Genomic DNA, 23,793 nt, shown 5'->3' with positions numbered 1-23,793 from the left:
TTTTTTCTTCCTAAAGAACTTTTTGAAAATCATAGAGTATTAGGATAGATGATTTACTTGATTAAAATCCTCAATAATCCAGGAATCCATCTCAAATTTAATCGTACTTAAACAAGCATTAAATAACCTCATTTGTTTTGAAACGATTGTCTCATTTGACATCAATCGTAAAATAAAATGAATCACTGCGCCATGTGCAACAAGGATCACTTTCTTCTCAGGATACCCCTGCTGAATCTCTTGAAGTCCTTTTACCAGCCTACCACGTAAAGACTCCTGACTCTCCTGATTAGGATAGACTTTATCACTGAATGCAGACTCTCTTTCATGCGCTGTCATTCCTTCAGCAGAGCCAAAGTTCTTTTCTATGAATTCTAATTTTTCAATCACTGGCCTATCAATATAGAAGCTAATGATTTCGGCAGTTTCTTTAGCCCTTTTTAGAGGGCTTGTAATAATTACATCCCAATCTGCTTTAGACAAAAATTCACCACACTTCTGTGCTTGTATCTTTCCTTGTTCATTTAGTGGGATGTCAGTCTGTCCCTGCAGTTTTCCCAGTGCATTCCAATCAGTTTGACCATGACGTACTAGACAAATAGTAGTAATTGTCCCCAAACCTCTCTATGTAAAATCTTTATTTTTTCACTTCTTCAATGATGGAATGACCTTCACTCTGCTCGAGATCTAACCATTTCCACTTTTCATGCAATCGGACTCGTCCATCAGGCAACATTTCCGGCGTGGAAAGACAGCTACCTCCTCTAATTTCACCTTTTTCATTAATATGATTGTACCTAAATTCCAGTGACCCATCCATATTAACAATACCTTTTAAAGTCCCTTTAATAATCTCTCCCCCTTCATAACTTGCTGTAAGAATATTTCCTTCTTGTGAATAGTAAAAGAATGTATTTGCCGATACTTCTCCATTTTCCGAATTATCTTTAGCTATAAATGTTCTTCCGTTATAATTAAGCATAGACAATCCCCCAGATAAATTATTTAGGATAATGATACCAAATTAAAGCAAAAAAGAGTATTATGAAATTCTCAAACACATTAAATTATAGGATTTTCTATGATTAGAAATGCTGAGAATAAATACATAATATTTCCATTGAATTCATCCATTGTCTTATGATTAGATTATGGAAGATGTTTCATATGGGCGGGCGATTCTATATGAAATATCAAAGAAATTATAAAAAAATTGGTGAGGTGCTCAATTGAAAGAAATTCTGCTCATTTTATTATTGCAACTTATTTATGTTCCAATTTATACACTACGGACTATATTTTTAGTGAAAAATATAACCGTACTGGCATCTATATTAGGCATTGCAGAAATGTTAGTATACGTTTTTGGTTTATCTCTTGTATTTGGCGGTGACCAAAGCATAATCGCCATGGTTGTATATGCAGTTGGTTTTGGTATCGGGATTATTTTTGGAACGAAAATTGAGCAAAAACTCGCCATCGGTTATATAAATGTAACCGTTAATACTCAAGCAAAAAATGAATATTTGATTGATACTTTAAGAAACATTGGATTCGGTGTCACTCTTTATACCGGTGAAGGAAGGGACAGCAACCGTTATCGGATGGAAATTTTAACAAAACGAAACCGAGAGCAAGAATTAATTGCAACAGTTGAAAAGTTTGAACCAAAAGCCTTCATTATTTCTTATGAACCAAGGTATTTTAAAGGTGGGTTTTTACTGGATCGGTTGAAAAATAAAGCAAGCTGAATAAAAAGACTGCAAAAGCCCATCTTTTTCAAGATGGGCTTTTCCTTACGTTATATAATTTTTTGGCTATCTCACGATTTGAATACAAGACGTGAATTTGTTTATGACACGATTTATAGAGAAGAACACGATCTTCCTAGGTGTTAATTGATAGTTGATCAAGCTCACAAGTACCTCACAGACCATAATCTAAAATCGGTTACGGTTTAACGGACTTTCCTTCTTCAACTACATGAAACATCAAGTGTGCAAGATGATGAATTGGTCCATAATCTTCATCCTCTTCCTCTTCCTCTTCCTCTTCCTCTTCCTCTTCCTCTTCCTCTTCCTCTTCCATTTCATCCATGCCTTGTAAATAAAGGGCCATGAATTCATAAAAATCATTTTTGGAGAACGAGTAACAATCACCAGGATCCTGACTATCTTCTTCATATTGTAGAACAAGATGTGATAAATCTCCTTCATCATCCTCTGCATCAAAAAAGACGAAAGATCCCATATTTGTATCCAGTTCAAATAACCTGCGGAATCCACGTGATGCTGATTTTTCAAATTCTGCGGTCGTCAATTTTTGTACCTGCATGCTGTCAACATTATCTTCTTGATGGAAACTCACAATAAATGTGTTCATAACGTTTTACCTCCTGTTGAGTATGGATAACCCATAGTATCCCCATTTTACCGAATTTATCCGAGTTAAAGAGCTGTTTCCAAAACAACCGGACAATGATCACTGCCCATAATATCGCAATGAATATTGGCCTCTATTAAAGAATCCACGAGACGTTGGGAAACAATAAAATAATCGATTCTCCATCCGATATTCCTCTCCCTTACCTTACTCATATATGACCACCAGGTATAAGCACCTTCCTGGTCAGGATAAAAATGGCGGAACGTATCAACAAACCCTGCATCAAGTAAATCAGTCATTTTACCTCGTTCTTCTAATGTGAAACCAGAATTCCCAACATTTGGTTTAGGGTTTTTCAAGTCTATTTCCTGATGTGCTACATTTAGATCGCCACAATAAATAACTGGTTTTACTAAGTCTAGCTCTCTCAGATAATTACGAATTTCATCTTCCCATTCAAGACGGTAATCAAGTCTTGATAAATCTCTTTTAGCATTTGGCGTATAAACATTAACCATATAAAATTTCTCATACTCGAGTGTTATGATTCTGCCTTCCGGTTCCTCACCGCGTTCCCCTACACCATATTTGACTGAAAGCGGTTTTTCCTTCGTGAAGATGGCTGTACCTGAATAACCTTTTTTCAAAGCATAATTCCAATATTGATGATACCCCTCTAGTTCAAGTGAAATCTGCCCTTCTTGAAGTTTAGTTTCTTGAAGACAAAAAATATCTGCGTCCACATCTTTAAAGTAATCTAAAAATCCTTTTTTTACACAAGCTCGAATTCCATTTACGTTCCAAGAAACCAATTTCATATTCTTTTACAATCTCCTTATAGCAAACTTTTCTTTTCTATCACAACTATACTATTGATTTGATTTTTTGCCCATCAGAGTACATTGGAAAATAACCGGGCAAAAGATTCTTTTGAACGTTCCAGCAAACCTCGATTATTATAACTTAATGGATCTAGTTTTTCGCTATCCTTCATATCCTCTTGATAATGAGTGACTAGATCGTTAATGGAACTGCTACCCATAAGGAAGACATTCACCTCGAAATTAAGATGGAAACTCCTCATATCCATGTTTGCCGTTCCAATTGAAGCAATATCACCATCCACAATGATAAGTTTTTGATGCAAGAAACCCTTTTTGTACGAGTAAACTTCTACACCAAATTGAAGAAGTTCACCGAAATAAGAACGACTCCCATATTGGGTTAAAAAACCATCATTTACCGCAGGAACCATAAGTCGGACTTGTATCCCTTTTAAGGCAGCATGCTTAATCGCTGCTTTGATCGCTTGATTCGGTACAAAGTATGGACTTGCAATCCAGATTGATTTTGTTGCACAAGTTATCAGAGAATAGTAAAAATCACTCATGATTCCCTGCTGTGTATCAGGGCCACTAGCAACAACCTGAACCGCTCCATCTCCTTTTTCAACTCTGGTATTGATCTCCGGACGTTCTTCTAAAACATCTTCTCCACTTACATATTCCCAATCTAACAGGAATACCGTATGAAGCATGTAAACGGCTTCCCCTTCAAGGACCATATGCGTATCACGCCAAAATCCAATGTTTTTATTTCTTCCTAAATACTCCTCACCAATGTTCAAACCACCCACAAAACCAATTTCCCCATCTATGATGATGATTTTTCGGTGATTCCTAAAATTAAACTTTTGATTGAAAAATCCGTGCTTTAACGGCGAAAATGGGTATGCTTTAACACCTGCCTTTTTCATCCGCTTAACTTCATTATTTGAAAGACTTAAACTACCTGCGAGATCAAAAATAAATAAAACTTCTACACCTTTTTTTGCCTTTTCAATTAGAATATCTATAATTTCTGTTCCAAGTCTGTCTGAACGGAAAATATAATACTCAATATGAATGAATTTTTCCGCTTTCTTTAACTGTTTAATGATTTCTGAAAACGTTTCATTTCCATTTTTCAACACTTCCGTTTTTGAAGCTGTACTTATAGTCGTCTCAGAAGCATTCTTGGCAAAAGCTGCAAAGGACTTCTGATGATTGTTCAAGAACGTAAGGTCTGGTGAAGATACATGAGTGACAAGACTTTTCCATTCTTCCCGGTCTTTTTTTCTTTTACTTTGGAACAAATACCCCTTTAAATAAAGTTGGCCCGAAAACAAGTAAAAGACATAGCCAAATACAGGGAAAAATAAAAGCACATACATCCATAGAAGAGTATCATGCGCAAATCTATTTTCTAGCATCAGTGAGTATATTGTAATAAACATAACAAAAACATATAACCCAATAAAAAATAGCTTCGTGTTGAAGCTAACCTGACTAAAAACGATCATATAAACCGATACGAGTAAAATAAATAAAAATACAAATTCCATTCTTCTTCTTCTCATTTTTTCATTCTCCTACACTGCAATATTTTATATATCTGTCATATACCCATATTTCATTGCAAAAGAAACAAAAACACTTACGAAGACAAATTTCGTAAGTGTTTATCTTTTTCTTTATCTGATTTTTACAGGAATTAAGCTTTCATACAGGTCAAGATATTTTACGGATGACGAAGCCCAACTAAAATCTAGTTTCATTGTATTTTCAACCAACTTCTTCCACCTTTTCGGCTGGAATTTATACATTCCTACTGATTGCTCAATTGTATGAAGCATATCGTGTGCATTATAATTCGTAAAACTAAAACCATTTCCCTCGTCAGTAAATTGATTGTATGGAATCACCGTATCCCGAAGCCCACCGGTCTCCCTTACTATCGGTAATGTACCATACCTCATCGCCAAGAGTTGCCCGATTCCACATGGTTCGAATTGAGAAGGCATTAAAAATAAATCAGATCCAGCATAAATCCGTCTTGCCAATCCTTCATCAAAGTATGTATTCACCGAAACTTGATTTGGATATTGATCAGCCAGATTACGGAAGACCGATTCATATTGTTCATCACCGGTACCTAGTAGAATGAATTGAATTCCTTGGTTTATCATTTCATGAAAAACATGAAGAATAAGGTCAATTCCTTTTTGATCAACCAGCCTGGTTACCATTGATATAACAGGGATGCCATCATTGACTGGGAGATTCAATGATTCCTGTAACTGACGTTTATTTTCCATCTTTCCATTATAGGTGTTAAAGGGAATCGAAAGGAATTCATCTGTGACAGGATTATATTCTTCATAATCAATCCCATTAATAATTCCTCTAAGATCGCCACTTCGTTTACTCAAGAAACCATTCAAATTCTCACCATAATATGCAGTCTGAATTTCTTCTGCATAACTTGGGCTTACAGTTGTGACAATGTTTGAGAAAGCAATACCTGCTTTCAGATAACTGACATTTCCATGGAATTCTAGTCCGTCGATATTAAAATACAATTCACTCAAATCCAATAATTCTGCTAGAACAATTTTTGAATAAACTCCTTGGTAGCGTAAATTATGTATCGTAAATACTGTTTTAATATCTTGGTAGAAAGGATGATTGTGATAATGAGCTTTCTTCAGGACACTGACCAGGCCTGTTTGCCAATCATGACAGTGAATGATGTCCGGCTTTTCTTCTAAATAAGGTAGAGCTTCTAAAATGGCACGGGAGAAAAAGGCAAATCTCTCACCATCATCGAAAAACCCATAACTTCCATGTCTTTTGAAATAATATTCATTATCAAGAAAATAATATGTAATTCCATTTGCAACAAGCTTTTCAATTCCGCAAAATTGCTGACGCCATCCAACAGGAACTTCGATACTCGTAATATGTCTCATATCCTGTTTAAAATGAAAAGGAAGATCCTCAAATTTTGGAAGAATAACACTTACATGGACTCCCTGTTTTTTTAGTGCTTTCGGGAGCGCACCTATTACGTCTCCTAGCCCTCCCGTTTTTATAAAAGGGGCGCATTCTGAAGCGACAAATAAAACATTCATTGCCGCACCTCCTCTATTAAATAATTTCTGCTTTTTTTATTACAGTCGATTGTTTTATACCAATAACTGTTTTCTCACTAGTAATTTTTACTTCTTTGTCAGTAATAATATTTTCTACGATTGCCCCTTCTTCTATCTCACCTTTTTGCATGATGATACTATTCCTTATGATAGCACCTTTTTTTACCTTTACCCCACGAAAAAGTATACTGTTTTCGACAGTCCCCTCAATAACACAACCGTTGGCTATTAAAGAATTGGTAACCTTAGAGGATCCTGAATATTTGGTAGGTGCTTCATGTTTAATTTTTGTATAAACATCCCATGTATCACCGAAGAAAGAGCGGATAACTGAGGGATTCAAAAAATTCATATTGCTTGAATGAAAACTTTCAATCGAGTGGATAAATGGCATATCTCCGGTGAAATTGTAACCTTTAACATTAAAACGATGAAGGTTAGCTTTTACAGCATCTTTCAAGAAGTCATTTTCCCCACTAGCTACACAGCCTTTGATCAATTTCACCAAAAGGGTTTTACTAATAATGAAGGTTTCTAGACACACATGGTCTCCAGGTCTAGGGATCGTATAAAAGCTAATGTCCGTGATATCTTCATCTGAATCAACTGAGCAGGTGTGATAAATTGGTTTTTCTATCAATTCCCCTACATAATCTTTATAGACGACTGTGATATCTGCTTTATGTTTTTTATGATAAGCAAGTACTTCATTAAAATCTATTTTGCATACATGACTTCCAGGAGAAATGATAACTGTTTCTGCATCAGCCCTCTCAAAAAAGCTGAGATGATCATAAAACTGTTTCATATCACCTGTCACAGTTTCATCTGGATGGATAGGAGGCAAGATGAACAACCCTCCTGAACGCCGATCCAAATTCCATTCTTTCCCCGACCCAAGATGATCCATAACAGAAAGATATTTTTCCTTTGGAAAAACGGCTACCTTCGATACATCTGCATTTATGAAGTTCGACATCGTAAAGTCAATTAGACGGTAACGTCCACCAAATGGCACAGATGCTACATTACGATGAGCAGTCAACTCTTTTAAATGTTGTCTTTCATTGATTAAGTTAATAATTCCCAACACGTTATCCATAACATCGTCCCCTTTTTCTAGTTAAGAGTAATCTTTTTTTTGTTTGGATTTGTAATGGTCTGATTTTCGCCTATCAAGGTAATTTCAGAATTAACGGCTGAATTGCCTACTACAGCACCATCTTCTATAACACAATTGCTGGCAATAATACTTCTTTCTATATGAACGTTTTTACCAATCGTAACATTAGGCATAATGACTGAATCTTTAATCGTTGATCCATATCCCACCTGTACATTATAGGATAAAACTGAGTGATCAATGTTTCCATGTATCATGCAGCCCTCATTAATAAGCGATTGGCTGACCTCTGCTTCTGATGATATATATTGTGGAGGGTGATTTGCATTTCGAGCAAAAATCTTCCACTGCTGATCATCCAACTGGAAATTTGGTGTTTCCTCCAATAAATCCATATGTGCCTGCCAAAGGCTCTCAACGGTTCCAACATCCTTCCAATAATCATTAAAACGATAGGCAAAAAGTTTTTTTCGATCTTCCAGCATCTTTGGAATAATGTTGCTGCCGAAATCATTGGATGAATTCACATCTTTTTCATCGTTAATTAAGTATTTCCTTAAGGTCTTCCAATTGAAAAGGTAAACACCCATAGAAGCCAGGTTACTCTTTGGATATTTTGGTTTCTCATCGAATTGGGTAACCCTATCGGCCTCATTCGTATTCATAATGCCAAAACGGCTTGCTTCCTGCCAAGGTACTTGAATGACAGCTATTGTGGCCTCTGCATTTTTTTCGATATGATAATCAAGCATTTTGCTGTAATCCATTTTATAAATATGGTCACCTGATAGGATCAACACGTGTTCCGGATCATAGTTATCAATGTATTGGATATTTTGATAAACAGCATTGGCTGTTCCTTTATACCACTCGCCGCCTTCTTTCCCTTGATATGGAGGAAGAACAGAAACCCCGCCAACATCTAGATCTAAATCCCAAGCTTTACCGTTACCCACATAATCATTAAGTATCAAAGGCTGATATTGGGTCAGTACCCCAACAGTATCAATACCAGAATGAGTGCAGTTACTCAATGGAAAATCGATGATTCTATATTTACCCCCGAACGGAACAGCTGGTTTTGCCAGCCCAATAGTTAATTCACCTAATCTTGAACCCTGCCCTCCTGCCAATAACATTGCAATCCATTTTTTCGCTCCCATTAATCGTTCACTCTCCCGCGTCTTTTTTTGGTTTGCTTCATGTAAATCGATACGCCTAATGGAGGTACTGTTATTTCCATACTGAATAGTTGATTATGATAAGGCTCTTTTTTTACATTTATGGGTTCTTTATTAACCTGACCTGACCCTCCGAAAGCTACAGAATCACTATTAAAGACCTCTATATATTTCCCCTGAGATGGTACACCGATTTTATAATGATTATGAGTCTGAGCAGAAAAATTACAGACTACAATACAATAATCGCCTTTGCGTTTACCTTTTCTCATAAAGGTAAGAATACTCTGACTACTATTGTTAGGATCTATCCATTCAAAACCCTCCTGATCATGATCTAGTCTCCATAGGCAAGAAGTTTCTCTATATAATTCTTGGAGGCTACGGAAGTAATGTGCTAGCTTTGTGTGTGATTCATATTCCAATAGCAGCCAATCTAATTGCTCCTCATCTTTCCACTCAATAAACTGACCAAATTCCCCACCCATAAAGAGAAGTTTCTTTCCAGGATGAGTCATAAAATAACCCAAGAGTAAACGCAAATTCGCAAATTTCTGCCAATAGTCACCTGGCATCTTATTCAATAAAGACCTTTTGCCATGAACTACTTCATCATGTGAAAAGGGTAATACGAAATTCTCTGAAAAAGCATAGAAAAATGAAAAGGTTAAAAGGCTGTGATGATTTGGTCTTTCACTCGTATCAAGTTTCATATATCGAAGAATATCGTTAGTCCATCCCATATTCCACTTATAATTAAAACCTAGACCGCCTATATCGGTAGGAGAAGTTATAAGTGGCCGGTCTGTTGCTTCTTCAGCCATCATTAAGGCGTTTGGATACTTCTTAAAAACCACTTCATTAAGTTTTTGCAAAAATTGTATTGCCTCAATGTTTTCTTCACCGCCATTTTGGTTTTTTAACTTTACCGGCAAAGGGTTATCATGATTTAAATACACCATAGAAGATACCGCATCGACACGAACCCCGTCGATATGGTAAACGTCCATCCAAAACAACACATTTGATATGAGAAAACTAATTACCTCTGGTTTAGTAAAATCGAAATTGTATGTTCCCCATATTGGGCGATCAGCTCTAGTATAGTCAATTGGTTCATAGAGAGGTGTTCCATCAAATCGGGCAAGACCATGCGCATCTTTACAAAAATGGGCGGGAACCCAGTCAAGAATTACACCAATACCATTTTGATGGCAGCGGTTTATAAAATACTTGAAATCTTCTGGTGAGCCATAACGGCTATTTACTGAATAATATCCAGTAACCTGGTATCCCCAAGATTTATCGAATGGGTGTTCCAATATGGCCATGATTTCCACGTGTGTAAAACTATTATCAATCACATAGTCAACTAATCTATCAGCCAGTTCACGGTACGAATAAAATTCCCCGTCCTCTGTCTGTTTCCATGTTCCCGGATGAACTTCATATATCGACATAGGTTTATGATAAATATTTTCTTTTTTCCTATCGGCTATCCATTTCGAATCTTGCCATTCAAAATTATCCAACCTTTTAATGATAGAGGCTGTATTTGGTCTTATTTCCGAATAAAAAGCATAAGGATCGGCCTTTAGGATACGTTTATTTCCGGGTGTATGTATTTCGTATTTGTATAGCTCTCCTTCTTGTAATCCTGGTACAAACAACACCCAGATACCTGAACGCTCAATCCGCTCCATAGCATGATCATTTCCATCCCAATTATTAAAATTACCGACTACTGAAACTTGCTTGGCATGGGGTGCCCAAACGGCAAATCTGACTCCTGTTTTACCTGATGATGTAACAAAGTGTGCCCCAAGCATTTTATAACTTTCATAAAGGGTTCCTTCATGAAATAAATACAAATCAAATTCGCTTGGATAAATCTCTTGTAGCTGGTCGATAATTGTATTCAAATTTTACCCCTCCATCAACATGAACTCGATAGCATTTTTCCCTTCCTTCCCCAGATATTATATATATTCGATGGAAATTATATTAATCCTTCAAATGGAGGTGAAGTTATTGTAATTAATGCCCTTTTTTTAAATTTTAAAACATTTTTCGTAAAATATAACCATTTTATGTAAAAATAAAGTACAAAATTAAAGCCCTTCCCATATTTTAGGAAGAGCTCTAAGTAGCCATGTACGAAAACTTCATGTTACTTGTTCAGTACGTATCATTTTAGTTTTTGTTAAGAATAAATAAGATAAAGAAACGGACCATGCCAGAGGAGTATTTCCGTTAGGAATATTACTGCCTCCGATATATAATTCAGGAACTTCCCAGTTCTCTGGTATTATATTTTTTGTTTTCTCTATATATTCCTTTGCCTTGTTCATCATACCTAGTTCATGATAGCATAATCCCAGCCACGGAAGTCCGAAACACCACTCTGCTTCTTGACCTTCATTATAATAAAGGTCCCTTTCATACCGTATACAGCCGTTTGTTCTTTCAAGACGTTCTGAAACATTCTGCAATATTTTAAGGGCTGTATCTCGATCGACAAGCCGGTAAGGATAAATTAAAGATAGTAGGGCTAAGTCCGTCTCTTTCGTATAGCTTTCTCTTGGAAGCAAAAAACGAAGTGTTTCCTCACCCCTTTTAATTAATTCCTCTTTTACGTTGACCAGCATTTTAACGGAATTCAAACCAGCTACACAGGCACCGATACTGGAAGCGTGAATTTCTATATTTTCTTCCCACATGCCATTATCTTCTGATTGCCAATATTGAAGGCATTCCAAGTAGTTAACTAACTTTTGAACAATCCGTAAATCATGCTCATCTCTTAACACCTTTTTACCATGCCGATACCCTTCACCAACTCCCCATAAAAAGGCACCAATCGCATCATTTTGAGCATGCCCCCACTCTTCCGGAAGTTCTTTAAGATCAGTGGAATATCTAGAATGGATAAATTCAAAAAGATACTGGGGTTTCTGTTCAGTATGAATATCTATTTTCCATTCGTAGGTTCGAAATAACTCAAATAAAGCATGGTACGCTTTCTCATAACGATCGGATGTATCATTTAAAAAAGGCAATACTGTATATACGACATCCCGGATCCAGACATAATTATAATCATTGGAAACACTCGCTGTATACGCTCCATTGGAAAGACGCATACGATCAAGAACCTCTAGTGCACCGTTTACATTCATTAGTTATACACCTCCGAAGCTATTTGCTTATTCTCATTGTTGACAGCCTTCCATTTTCTAAACGTTTTGTCATTTATTTTAAATTAGAAGCGCTTTCAATTCAGTTATCAGAAACTACATTCTAGAAGTTCATTTACATTAGTTTATGTACTAAAGGTCTCTTTTGATAATCAAGCTTTCAATGTTCTCTAAAAAGCGTTATATGCCTATTTGATAAGAAAAAACTTTATATTTTTTGCTATTTATATATGAGCACGAAAAAACTAGTAATGATTACTCACTACTAGTAATATTGTCCTGTCGTTATAATGTTTAGTCTTTATTTTGCCTATTTTAAAAGAAAAATCTCATTACCATCAAAGATAGTACTCCTATTAGAACAGTTACTAATAAACTTCTAGTAAAAATGGCAACTATAAACGTCGGTATAGCCGCAGCTAAATTCAGTGCATTTTCCTTAATTGAAAAGACCTGCTCTGATAAAAGAAGTTCTTGTGCAAGCAAAGCAGCCATAACGGCTACTGGTACATGCTTTAACCAATTGATTCCCCACTCAGGAATCTCCATTTTGCTAAGCAGCATTAATGGAACGACTCTGGGGATGAAGGTTACAATTGAAGTACCTAAGATAACAAGAAGGATATATCCTGTTATTTCCATCTTTCAATCACCATCCCTATCGCTGAAGCTAATATTGTTGCAACTATAACGCCTGTACTTCCAGGAAAGATAAAACTTATAGCAACCACAATTAAAATGGCACTTAAAGCGACTACAAGATCTATGAAAAACTTTTTTTTACTTAGAATCTGTAAAACTAATAGACCAATAAACATAGCAGGCAAGGCAAAGTCCATCCCGTATTTTTCTGGATTCGGAATCCACTGGCCAAAATAACCCCCTGCCATGTTTGCAACAAACCAGTTTAAATAGGCTGCTAGATTCAGGCCTAACATCCATTTAAAATCAAGTTTTTTCTTTTTCTGCGCTTGGGTGACAGCCACTCCAAACGTTTCATCAGTTAATAAGGCTCCTGTTATCAGGTTTTGCCTCGAGGTTTGATGTCGGAAATAAGGTGCCAATGCTGCACTTAATAAAAGATGACGACTGTTAACGAAAAATATCGTGAAAATAATGGCCGATACCGGATGGCTTGCAGCAATCATACCTGCTGCTATAAATTGGCCGGATCCTGCATATAGTAAAAGAGACATAAGTGCCACTTCAATCATGCTTAATCCTGACGTTTTTTCGACTACCCCTGCTGCAAAACCAATGCTTAAGTATCCCAATAATGTCGGAATACAATCCTTAACGCCCTGCCAAAAGCCTTCACCTTCTTTAACATCGGAAAAAGTACCACTTTTCCATTCCGCACTATCCTGACTCATATAAAACTCCACCCTTGTTTTAGTATGTAACATTAACTATATTTTAAATTGTCGATAAGTACTGGCAACTCACTATATATTTCAATAATTTCTTCAATTCTCATTCTTACTAAACCGCTTGATGATGGAGCAACAAATTCCTTCGTCACGACATCGTCTGAATTTTTTTGGAGTCCCCATGCAATTTTTCGTATTTGCCGATATTCCTGATAGACACCCTTACCAACGAAACAGACTAGTAAAGGTTTATATTTTTCAATTTTTTTCTTTAATTGTTTCCTGCCTTCTTTATACTCTTCTTTTGTGATTTCATCAGCAGCTTTGGTAGGCCTAGAAACGATATTTGTAAAACCATAGCCTAAATCTAGTAATGAAGAATCTTCAGTTGGGTGATATTTTCTAGGTGTAAGTCCAGATTCGAAGAGAATTTTCCAAAAGCGATTGTTGGGATTCGCATAATGATGACCTGTCTGTCCCGAACGGATACTTGGATTAAAGCCAACAAACAAAATATCTAGGTTTTCTTTCAAATGATCGGATATGCCTTCCATTGTAAAACCCCTTTTCCATTTTCTTATATATTATTGTACAAAACTGAAAAATATTTTCCTACCTTTTCCGACATTATTTTGCTGAAAATGTAATAGGTAACTAGGAGTGTTGGCGCCACCCATATAGTCCGAGGTTTTCGGGCCATATAATGCCGAATCGACACGCACCAGACTTTACAGAAAGGGTCTTTTCCTTTCTGGAAAGTCTGTAGTAACACCCGCCTAACACAATGGAAAGGTAGTGGATTTATTCATGAGTAAAATAAAGAAGAAACCTGCTAGCAAAAATCGTTAGCAGGTTTCTTCTTTTCCTTTTACTGCCGCTTTCATTCTAAGTAAAGCCTCAGTTAGAACCTCACGCGGACATGCAATATTTATACGTTCAAAACCATAGCCACCGCTACCGAACTTCATACCTTCATCGAGGCGAACTCTTACATTTTCTAAGAAGAACGAATGCAATTTGTCATGTGGAATTCCTAGATCTCGACAATCTAACCAAATCAAATGGGTTGCTTCTGGTTTCACAACTTTAATTGAAGGAATATATTCTTTTAAAAAGGAACAAACATATTGAAGATTCTCTTCCAAATACTCCTTTACTTCTTGTAGCCAAGGTAAACCTTTATAGTAGGCAGCAATCGTTCCCTCCACGGCAAAGGCATTTGGACGCATTAATCCATATCCTGTTAAAAGCGCCTCATACTTTTCTTTAACATCTCTATTCGGAATAATAAAAATAGAGCTTTGCATTCCCGCAATGTTAAATGTTTTACTCGGTGCAGCACATGTAATAGAAAATTTTAAATGGTTTGGATGAACCGTTGCAAATGGTATGTGTTTATAACCTGAGTAAGTTAAATCTCCATGCATTTCATCCGAAATAACAAAGACACCATGTTTATCACAAATTTCTCCTATTTTTCTCAATTCTTCAGGAGTCCACACTCTACCTACTGGATTGTGAGGGCTACACAAAATAAATACTTTCGTATTTGGCTGTGATGCTTTTTCCTCAAAATCTTCAAAATTCATTTCATAGGTACCATTCGAATAAATGAGAGAATTGTTTAAAATGGTACAACCTTGTGTTTCAATCGTAGAAAAGAACGGATAATATACGGGGTCTTGTACGATAACCCCATCACCCGGTTGTGTTAATGCTTTTAATAATAAATTAATTCCAGGAATGATTCCCGGGCTAAAAGAAATCCATTCTCGTTTTAACTCCCAATCGTATTGTGTTTTCCACCAATACTGAACAGCATCATAATAACGCTCACAAAACGTACTATACCCGTAAATTCCGTGCAGTGCCTTTTGACTTATGGCATTTACTATTTCTTCTGAAACTTGAAAATCCATATCGGCAATACATAATGGAATAATATCTTGATCTTCTATGTACCATTTAACCGAATGTGTTTTTCTTCGATCAATTAATTTTTCTAGATGCATGACTTTCTCTCCTATCTTTCATCCCCTATTGATAATCTATTCATATTATATAGGAGATTGAAGCACATATTTGGTATGACTTTGGCTTTAAATAAAGTCAGTTATTAACTTAGCGACCTCGTCCATAAATCTCCTCCAACAAATAATAACATATCAAAAAATGCAGTAACTTTAAGAATAAAACTAAAAAAACAGGCATGCCAGTTAAGTAAGCGTCAATAACAAAGCCAGGAGTTTGTAGTGCCCAAAACATCCATATCTACTTAATTTTACTCGAAAAATTTATAACGCCTTAGATTAAACAACATAATTGATGATACTTAAAAACATACTACAGATCATAAACAAAATCCCTATTTTTTTGATGTCCCCATTTCAGAGCCCCTTCGAATTATTATTTGCTTCAATAACTGCATTAATAATTTTCACATCATACTCACTTTTTACTCTTTCTGACTTCCCACACCCTTTATCTTCCAAACACTAATCATTATGCTTCTAAACGGTCAATTCAGACTGGCGACGACTTTAGACTACCAGTAGACCTCATTTTCACAAGTTACGATGATGTTTACGAAAAAAGAGGAGCCGGCACGAACCTAAATATAAAAAAAGCAGAAAAAGAAGTTCATGAATTTTTCAATAAACCTAATGAAGTGGTCTATATAATAACCCTATTGTACTAAAAAAAGCAAAAGCCAGTCCTTTTTTAACAGAACTGGCCTTAAACTCTATATTTATATGTCAGAAAAGTAACCCTATCATTTATATGTTTTTGCTCCTATATATCTATCCGACCAATAACTATTATTCATCGAAGTAATTGATACACCTTTTGAGGAGGAGCTATGAATGAATTGGTTTCCACCGATATAAATCCCCATATGAGAGGCACCTGATTTATAGGTTTCAAAAAACACAAGATCCCCGGCTTTTGGGGAAGAAACCTTTTTCCCCTTCTTGTATACTTCCCCAACAGTTCGTGGCATAGTCACATTGGAACTTTCTTTAAAAACATATTTTACAAACCCACTGCAATCAAAACCTTTTGGCGAACTCCCTCCCCATACATAAGGGACATTCAAATGTTTTTTAGCGTTACTTACCAGCTTAGCAGATGAATAACTGTTTGCTTGTTGGGCGTTTTTTTTGGTTATCCCCAAAGCCTTATAGGTATTCGAACCGACAATACCATCTGCTTTTAGGCCTTTTCTTTTTTGAAATTTCACAACTGAGCTTTTCGTAACCGTCCCAAAATATGTAGTCGTGTTTTTACTAGTGAAGTATCCTTTTTTCTTCAGAACCCCTTGTAATTGTTTAACTTCGGTATGCGTCATTCCACTTTTCAACGTACGATCACCTAATGCAAAGCATTACTAACTAAAGGATTGGATAGCAACAAACCGGTCACAACACATGCAGCCTATAATTTTTTTCATATTATATATTTTCCTCCAGAAAATCTCTTTTTTTAATTCTATCACTCATTCACGACACTTTTTTTACAGTTTCATTACAAAATCATGCATATTTTGATCTTATATGACATAAACTACAAAACTTGGTAATATATTAGTAATTTTTGCTTACAGTCGAGAAAGTCAACAAATTGTGAACATACTATGTGGCTTTTTACCTTGTCTTTAGCAAAAATATCAAAATGACAAAAGGGGTGCTTCGTTAATTCTTGAAAATAAAAAAACACCAAATGGTAATAGGTGCTTTAATTTCTCTCTATTTTGACTATTTCTTAACGCCTAGATACATTTTTTCGCTCATTTCAATATAGGTCTGATTAGATTATAGTACTCTTGCCGATATTAACGAATGACGTCTCTGAACGATTAAATAAATAAATAAATAAATAAATAAATAAATATAACGCTACTGATTTAGAGCTAAAAGTTGTATTTGACATATCATATCAATGCGCAAGATTTTCGCCAGCAACTTGTACTAATTCACCGGTCACAATTGGTGCAACTATACTTTAGTTAACATTTGCATCACTAACTTTTTTTATAAGTTTAAGAAGATTTATAATCTATCATAATAAAATCTGTGCCCTTTTCAGTATAAATAGTCAAAAAGAAATATTGGATATTAGAAACGTTGATTCCTTCATTTTTCTTCTTTTTGTTTCGGTTCAATGAGGTTTTTTCCGCAATTCCAAACGCCTCTCTCTTACCAGTGAATAGCATTTGCTTCCTTGAGCAAACCCTTCTTCTTTTATTGTCGAGTTTCTTTTATATATAAAATGCTCTTCTTAAAATCTTTTTCATATTCCTTAACCAACTTATAAAAAGTCGTCTTTATAATGTCTAGTTCTGACATGGCTTTAGCTTTACCAGCTGTCATCTCTTCTGCTTTCCAAAAATCATAGACTTCATTAAACTCTTCCGTTTCTTGAATTTTCGGTCGTCCGAATAGCACACCATTTTGCAAAGCCACATCAATTGCCCCATTCCGTAGTTTTCGAATACGGTCCTGTTCCACTTCCACCATCTAGGAATTGATTTGTAAAACAAGATCCGCAATGAATGTACCTTGGACCTTGGCTATCTTTAAATTAAGTAGTATCCAATAATGGAATATCCATGACAACGATATCCGCTTGGATATTTTTTGTGATCTCATGCCAATCCTGAAGGATTTCTTCTTTGTTTCTGCCAAAACGATCTTGTGAATGAAAGTATAGAACATTCCTGTTCCCAATCATGGGCTTTAATAATTGATATTGAAATTACTTGAAATCCCCCCTTTTTTTTCATAAAGATGTCTCGTTCATTTAGTACTTTAACAAAAGGATAAAAAAACCATTTTATAAAAAAAGACCCATCCGCAAAGGTTTTACTTTTACGAACGGATCTTCCCTTATATCTAATTCTATTTTCTACCAGACATTTTTAAAATTACCAATGACTTTTTGAGCTGGCATGGCTGAAATAAATGCGTGATCATCTATACTTTGTACAGTTTGACATAATTCTGACCATTGAATATTCACAATCACACAAAGTATGACTTGTTTTTCACTATGTGAGTAGGCACCTAAAGCGTCCCAAGATGTAACACCGCGATGGAACGCTTGATTGAGAGCTTCAGATATCTCTTCTCCCTTATCCGTCACAATAATTACAGAACTTCTTTCCGCCATATTAAGTAAGGATTCATAAGTCTTAGCTCCAACATATAGCGAAAGAATGGTAAACATGGCTGCCTGTACATCAAAAATCACAGCAGAAATAGCAACAATAATCAGATTAACGATAAGACCAAATTTTGCAATGGACAGATTTTTGTGTTTAGCAATGATCCGTCCAAGAACATCTAATCCGCCATTTGAACCTCCTACACGAAGCATGATTGCTCCGCCAGCAAAAGAAATTATACCCCCGAAAATAGAAGCTAAAATAATATTATCCGTCCACATTAGACGAATGGGGATAAAATGAAGGAATATGGTGTCAGAAATGACAGCAAGAATTGTATAAAGGATAAATTTTTTCCCTAAATGGATATATCCTAAGATTAATAGTGGGATATTATAGATAAAATATTGTACTCCCACTGACCAATGAAAAAAGTGGTACAAAATCATACAAATCCCTATGACACCTCCAGACAGTAAATTAGCTGGAAGTAACAATGTATTTGCACCAATAGCAATTAATAAGCTACCAAATATAATACTCAATATCTCAATAACAATGCGGTATTTTCCTTTATTTCTCATATTGTATCCCTTCTCCAATTGTTTGGTAAATTAGATTATTCTCATTCAGAATTATACAATAAAATTCGATTAAGCGTTTACTAATTTTAGGAAGAAACTCTTCAATAATCATGACTGTTTGATCCAAAATACGAAACCACTTCCTTTAAAAAAAGCATCTGCTAGTCTGCAGACACTCCTTTTTGACTTGTTTCTTTTATTATTGAATATAAAGAAGCCTTGAGAATTAAATCTCTAGGCTTCCATTCAATAGAATACATCTTCCCATTCCCTTTAAGAGACACTTATATGACCGCTTTATACCATCAGTTTAGAAATCTTTTTTTATGACTATTTCAATGGTTTCCACATTTATTAGACCTGCTTCGTCCATGTATTTGCAACATTTTTACTGAGTTTAACTGAGCTCTTTTCAGTGTAGAAACAGGCAATAAAAATAATATTTAGTATCCACATCGAATAAGGAATTATATTTAGCGTAAAGTAGAATGCAATTTCGCTCTCAATTCTTCCTGTAACGCTAACTTTTTAATTTTCCCACTAGGGGTCATAGGCAGCTCATCTAAAAAGATAAAACGGTCAGGTACTTTATAATTTGCTATACGTTCTTCAATAAATTCCCGAATGGATTCCTCTGTTTCCTCTTTACCCGGTTTTAATTTAATAGCCGCACAGGCCACCTCACCCATAACAGTATCTGGCAGACCAATAATGGCCACTTCTAATACACTATGATGCTGATAAAGCAATTCTTCGACTTCTCGGGGATAGATATTATAACCTCCCCTAATAATCAGCTCTTTTTTCCTGCCTACGATTCGGAGGTTCCCCTGATCATCTATTGTTCCAAGATCCCCCGTATAAAACCAGCCATCTGAATCAACGGCTTCACTAGTTTTTTCAGGCATCTCAAAATAACCTTTCATGACCCCAGGGCTCCGACAGATTATCTCTCCAATTTCACCTGTAGGCATCTCTTTTCTGTTTGAATCAATAATTTTCACTTCTGAACCAGAAGTTGGCTTTCCAACTGTTTGAGAGCGGATTATATCATCATCTTCCAAGGATGTTACAGTAAGTGTAGAAGACGTCTCTGTAGAACCATAAGCAACAACAATATTACAACCCATTTCGATTCTTATTTTTTTAACAATTTCTTCGGGACATGGAGCTGCAGCAATAATCCCTGTTCTTAGTGAGGATAAGTCCATGTCTGCAAATTCAGGGTGATTAAGCTCCAAAATAAACATAGTTGGGACTCCTTGATGGACTGTTATTTTCTCTTGTTCTACTAGTCTTAAGGCTTTTAATGCTTTATACTCTTCCAACAAAACCATTTTTGCTCCAGCCTCAACGGCTGGCACAATCGATGCAGCCATCCCAAATATATGAAAGACAGGAACAGGAATTAAGAATACATCCTCCTTCGAACTTTCCAATGCTACATTGGTTAATTGAGCAGTTTTTAATACATTATAATGAGTCAGCATTACACCTTTTGGATTACCAGTCGTACCAGATGTATATAGAATCGAAAATATATCTTCTCGAGAATCAATCATGATTTTAGGGGTAGACTTTTCCCTACCTAGCTCGATTAATTCTTCTAAAGACCTATATCCTTCAGATTTACATCGAACCGTAAAGATTTGTTCAAGTCCTTTACTTACTGTTGTGTTATTTACTTTATTCTTAAAAATCTCTATATGATCATTATTGTCTATTAAAAACACTGCTTTTGACCTCGAATTTTCTAATATGTATGAGAGCTCATCTGCTTTATATCTTGTATTACAAGGAACAATGATCGCTCCTATTTTAGCAAGGCTGAATGTAATAGTGACGAATTCATGCCAATTTGGCAAGCAGACCATCACTCGATCTCCTTTTGTAATATTTAAATGAGCAAGCGCTGATGACAGATTTTCTACATCTGAATATAACTCCCTATAGGTAATTCTCCTATAACCATCGAATATAGCTTCCTTATCCGGTTCAGCCTTGTAAGCATTCTCAAGAATACTCTGTATGTCCTTCATCATATTAGCCCCTCCCTGTAATCGCTTTCATTTTTCTGTAAGTCTTATCACCAAACCTTTTAAAAACCACACTTGTTTTTTGTTTATTCTGTATTTTCATTATAAAAAAATAGGGCAGTCAAAAATACCTGCACCGTGAAGGAAAAAGTATTTAGTTTTTCATCATCATGTCGAATTACAAATCAATGATGTCATTTAATTTAAATGCGAGCTGCAGATTAAATCGCTGTTCAGAACTAGTCAATTCGATATCCAACAGGCTCTGAATCTTTTCCATTCTGTACTGCAGTGTACTGCGATGAATGAAAAGTTCCTCAGAAGTTTCTTTAATGCTTCCATTATTATTTAAATAAGCTCGCAGTGTCTGAAAAAGGGTATTATTTTTGTCATCAGAGTCATTTAAAATAGGGCTTAGATATTTTTTTATGAACAATCGGGTCGATGTACTGTTCTTCAAATGATGAAATAAAGGGTATGCTCCTAAATCATCATAAAGAACAAAATTCGATTCTTTAAACTGGTTTATTATCACGTTTTGCGATTCCACAGCTTGTTGATAAGAAACAAAATAGTCACCGATTGCTGCTGTTTTTCCTCCTATACCTAAATAGAAGGGCTTTGCCAGTTCAGTCTTGCTCCACTTTTGGATATAGGTAAAGAGTTTAGTCCAAAATTCCCTCGGGTTATCTTTCTCTATTGAAATTGGGACGATTAATATAAATAATTCCCCTTTAGTTGCAAATAGAATTTCTTTATCAAATGCTGCAATCCACTCCCTCACCCGGTTAAATAACAAGGTTTTTTTCTCTTGAAACTCAATAATTCCATTTTCAGATTCAACTTTGTTTCCAAAATTAAAAGAAAGTACAGAAATACGGTGAGGTAAAAATAAATTCCAATTGAATACATTTGCATATTGAATGATTTCTTCTTCATTTATCAAATTATGCACTAACAATTTATTGATAAAACCATCCTTAACCTGTTCTTTCGTATCAAACACAAGCTTTTGTTTAATAAATTGCAAATAGAATATATTTCTAGCGATATTGACACTGAGCTTAAAAAAGTCATCCATGTGATTTTGGTTTAGATGAATAGCCAAATGTCCGAGAAGATCTCCTCCGTGATTAATTGGCCAGATCATTAGTTTTTTTTCCGTGTCACCCATGGATGCCTGCCAAATTTCTTGATTACGCCCTTGAAATACCTGGTAAGTCGCCTGTTCAATAAGTAACTGAACGTCAGCGTTATCTAATGGATACATGGAATGGGCAATAGGTCTCATGAACCGATCAAAGAGTAAGACCGAACTAGAGAAAAGTTCGCTGACTGTATTGGTTATACCAATAAAACTATCTTGCTCAATCGTTTCTTTTACCAAAGCCTGCTGATAATCTAGCAGCATATGCAATCTTTGCTTATGCTCCTTTTCACTTTCAAATAATCGGATATTTTCAATTAATGCAGCCATATGTTGAGCCATCAATTTTAAAGTTTGTAAATCATCTGCTGTATATATTCCGTTGTTAGTTTCCTTCTCTTCTACGTGGAGCACACCAATCGTTTTTAAATTCATCGTTAAGGAAACTGTTAATGCTTTACCTCCCCATGCAGCAAGATATGGAAAGTAGTCGATAAGTTTATTATTCTGGGGAACGATTCTTTTTAGTGACAGTGGTTGGCCAAAGCATGGTTCTTGCAAAATGAAACTATTATCTTTTTCTATATATAAATAAACACAAGCTCTCTTTGATTGCGTTCCCTTTCCCGCTCTCTCTATTATTTTCCCAATAGTTTTTTCTATTGGCGAATTAACGGATAAACTTTCCGTAATCCACTCAATTCCAATTTTCTTTTGTTCTTCTCTTTGCTTTGCTAATTTGATTGCAACCGCAATATCTTTTCCAAAGTCAGTAAAAATCAATACCATTTCTTGATATAAAGGAACCAAATCTTTAAAACCAATTAAACAGACACCTGATACTCCGTAATCCCCTTTATAAGGAACAGTGAACCATGATTGTATCTTTTCTTTTCTAATCACATCCGAAAGTTCATGTATTTTCTCTACTTCCGAATCGGAAAACGCCAAGGGATATTCTAAAAGGTCAGAACTGTTATTCCTGATATTAATAGGGAAATTCTCTATGAATGAATCGGATTCACCGTTGAATACCTTTGGAATTAAATATCCATCTTCATTCAAAAGAATACAGACAAAGTCACAGTTTAAATCTGATTGAAACGAATCTATTAGAAACTTCAGCGTCTCTTCTTCTGTATCGAACATAATAAGTTGCCTAGCCGTTATACGAAGATGACGGTCAATTCTTCTTATCAATTTTTCTCTCTTTGTAAGCTCCAATCGATTTCTCCCCTTTTCATATACATTTACAACAAAATCCTTTTATACCAATATTAACACATCACGATTTTACATTTTTCTAAATTAACAGAAATTTCAATTAATAACGAACCTCTTATTTGGAAGTTTTTCAGTTTAATGCCTTTTAATAATAATTATGTCGGCTCTTGTACCATGCCTAACTTGTTTGTTTCTATTCAGCATCATACTAATAAAGTTCTTGTAAGCAATACTTTACTTTTGAATACTACATCGAAAAAACTTGAAGATTGATAATTTATTGCGTTTAACGAACGGAATTCTGTCGATAAAGAGAAATCACTTTTTAGTTCACTCTGAAACTATCTGGAAAGCAGATTATGCAGCGGGGCTATAACATGGTTCATCAAATTCATTCGGTTGAAAGCAG

General features: G+C 35.5%; 20 protein-coding genes. 1 reads left to right on the top strand and 19 read right to left on the bottom strand.

Annotated features, from left to right (window positions below; genetic code table 11):
- Nucleotides 1–39 precede the first annotated feature (39 nt).
- Nucleotides 40–609 (bottom strand): histidine phosphatase family protein, encoded by a 570-nt coding sequence (locus JFU24_RS28545; protein ID WP_201187876.1) that lies wholly within the window; start codon nt 607–609, stop codon nt 40–42.
- A gap of 28 nt (nt 610–637) precedes the next feature.
- Nucleotides 638–982 carry a n-acetylglutamate synthase gene (locus JFU24_RS28540; RefSeq protein WP_201224245.1) on the bottom strand — a complete coding sequence of 115 codons (345 nt, stop codon included), beginning with the start codon at nt 980–982 and terminating at the stop codon, nt 638–640.
- 247 nt (nt 983–1,229) lie between these two features.
- On the opposite strand from JFU24_RS28540, the gene JFU24_RS28535 reads away from it, so the two are divergent.
- On the top strand, nt 1,230–1,751 hold the full coding sequence (locus JFU24_RS28535; RefSeq protein ID WP_056527290.1) for a DUF2179 domain-containing protein: 522 nt from the start codon (nt 1,230–1,232) through the stop codon (nt 1,749–1,751).
- 199 nt (nt 1,752–1,950) lie between these two features.
- On the opposite strand, the gene JFU24_RS28530 is transcribed toward JFU24_RS28535, so the two are convergent.
- From JFU24_RS28530 to JFU24_RS28450, 17 genes are all read right to left on the bottom strand, one after another.
- Nucleotides 1,951–2,382 carry a cytosolic protein gene (locus JFU24_RS28530; RefSeq protein ID WP_201250820.1) on the bottom strand — a complete coding sequence of 144 codons (432 nt, stop codon included), beginning with the start codon at nt 2,380–2,382 and terminating at the stop codon, nt 1,951–1,953.
- A 65-nt stretch (nt 2,383–2,447) separates the two neighbouring features.
- The gene (locus tag JFU24_RS28525; protein WP_201224241.1) at nt 2,448–3,203 is read right to left on the bottom strand and encodes an exodeoxyribonuclease III; all 756 of its coding nucleotides are present in this window, start codon (nt 3,201–3,203) and stop codon (nt 2,448–2,450) included.
- Nucleotides 3,204–3,277: 74 nt separating this feature from the next.
- Nucleotides 3,278–4,783 carry a cardiolipin synthase gene (gene cls / locus JFU24_RS28520; RefSeq protein WP_201250819.1) on the bottom strand — a complete coding sequence of 502 codons (1,506 nt, stop codon included), beginning with the start codon at nt 4,781–4,783 and terminating at the stop codon, nt 3,278–3,280.
- Between the two features lie 114 nt (nt 4,784–4,897).
- Nucleotides 4,898–6,337 (bottom strand): glycogen synthase GlgA, encoded by a 1,440-nt coding sequence (gene glgA, locus JFU24_RS28515; protein WP_201250818.1) that lies wholly within the window; start codon nt 6,335–6,337, stop codon nt 4,898–4,900.
- A 16-nt stretch (nt 6,338–6,353) separates the two neighbouring features.
- Nucleotides 6,354–7,460 (bottom strand): glucose-1-phosphate adenylyltransferase subunit GlgD, encoded by a 1,107-nt coding sequence (glgD, locus tag JFU24_RS28510; RefSeq protein WP_201250817.1) that lies wholly within the window; start codon nt 7,458–7,460, stop codon nt 6,354–6,356.
- Between the two features lie 17 nt (nt 7,461–7,477).
- A complete protein-coding gene (locus JFU24_RS28505; RefSeq protein WP_201185117.1) occupies nt 7,478–8,644 on the bottom strand; it encodes a glucose-1-phosphate adenylyltransferase in 1,167 nt (388 codons plus the stop codon).
- On the bottom strand, nt 8,644–10,584 hold the full coding sequence (gene glgB / locus JFU24_RS28500; protein WP_201185119.1) for a 1,4-alpha-glucan branching protein GlgB: 1,941 nt from the start codon (nt 10,582–10,584) through the stop codon (nt 8,644–8,646). The genes JFU24_RS28505 and glgB overlap by 1 nt, the downstream gene beginning before the upstream one ends.
- Nucleotides 10,585–10,827: 243 nt before the next feature.
- Entirely contained in the window at nt 10,828–11,841 is a 1,014-nt protein-coding gene (locus JFU24_RS28495; RefSeq protein WP_201185121.1) for a glycoside hydrolase family 15 protein, read from the bottom strand.
- 333 nt (nt 11,842–12,174) lie between these two features.
- A complete protein-coding gene (locus JFU24_RS28490) occupies nt 12,175–12,501 on the bottom strand; it encodes an AzlD domain-containing protein (RefSeq protein WP_201185123.1) in 327 nt (108 codons plus the stop codon).
- Complete coding sequence (locus JFU24_RS28485) at nt 12,492–13,232, bottom strand: AzlC family ABC transporter permease (protein WP_056527315.1); 741 nt, start codon at nt 13,230–13,232, stop codon at nt 12,492–12,494. The genes JFU24_RS28490 and JFU24_RS28485 overlap by 10 nt, the downstream gene beginning before the upstream one ends.
- A gap of 32 nt (nt 13,233–13,264) precedes the next feature.
- Nucleotides 13,265–13,783 (bottom strand): mismatch-specific DNA-glycosylase, encoded by a 519-nt coding sequence (locus JFU24_RS28480; protein ID WP_201185125.1) that lies wholly within the window; start codon nt 13,781–13,783, stop codon nt 13,265–13,267.
- 291 nt (nt 13,784–14,074) lie between these two features.
- Entirely contained in the window at nt 14,075–15,241 is a 1,167-nt protein-coding gene (locus tag JFU24_RS28475; protein WP_201224225.1) for a MalY/PatB family protein, read from the bottom strand.
- Nucleotides 15,242–16,002: 761 nt separating this feature from the next.
- Nucleotides 16,003–16,590, bottom strand: a complete 588-nt coding sequence (locus JFU24_RS28470) for a C40 family peptidase (RefSeq protein ID WP_242485410.1) — start codon at nt 16,588–16,590, stop codon at nt 16,003–16,005.
- An 880-nt stretch (nt 16,591–17,470) separates the two neighbouring features.
- Nucleotides 17,471–17,737, bottom strand: coding sequence for a hypothetical protein (locus JFU24_RS28465; RefSeq protein WP_242485409.1), 267 nt, complete (start codon nt 17,735–17,737; stop codon nt 17,471–17,473).
- A gap of 397 nt (nt 17,738–18,134) precedes the next feature.
- Entirely contained in the window at nt 18,135–18,977 is an 843-nt protein-coding gene (locus tag JFU24_RS28460) for a YitT family protein (RefSeq protein WP_098175024.1), read from the bottom strand.
- A gap of 473 nt (nt 18,978–19,450) precedes the next feature.
- Complete coding sequence (locus JFU24_RS28455) at nt 19,451–21,019, bottom strand: class I adenylate-forming enzyme family protein (RefSeq protein ID WP_201250816.1); 1,569 nt, start codon at nt 21,017–21,019, stop codon at nt 19,451–19,453.
- A gap of 172 nt (nt 21,020–21,191) precedes the next feature.
- Complete coding sequence (locus JFU24_RS28450; protein WP_201250815.1) at nt 21,192–23,384, bottom strand: helix-turn-helix domain-containing protein; 2,193 nt, start codon at nt 23,382–23,384, stop codon at nt 21,192–21,194.
- Nucleotides 23,385–23,793 lie beyond the last annotated feature (409 nt).

It is taken from the genome of Peribacillus sp. TH27 (genome assembly GCF_016650915.1).
Lineage (GTDB): Bacteria > Bacillota > Bacilli > Bacillales > DSM-1321 > Peribacillus > Peribacillus butanolivorans.
Note: the sequence above shows the minus strand (reverse complement) of the source record. Positions and strands in the feature narration are given on the sequence as shown.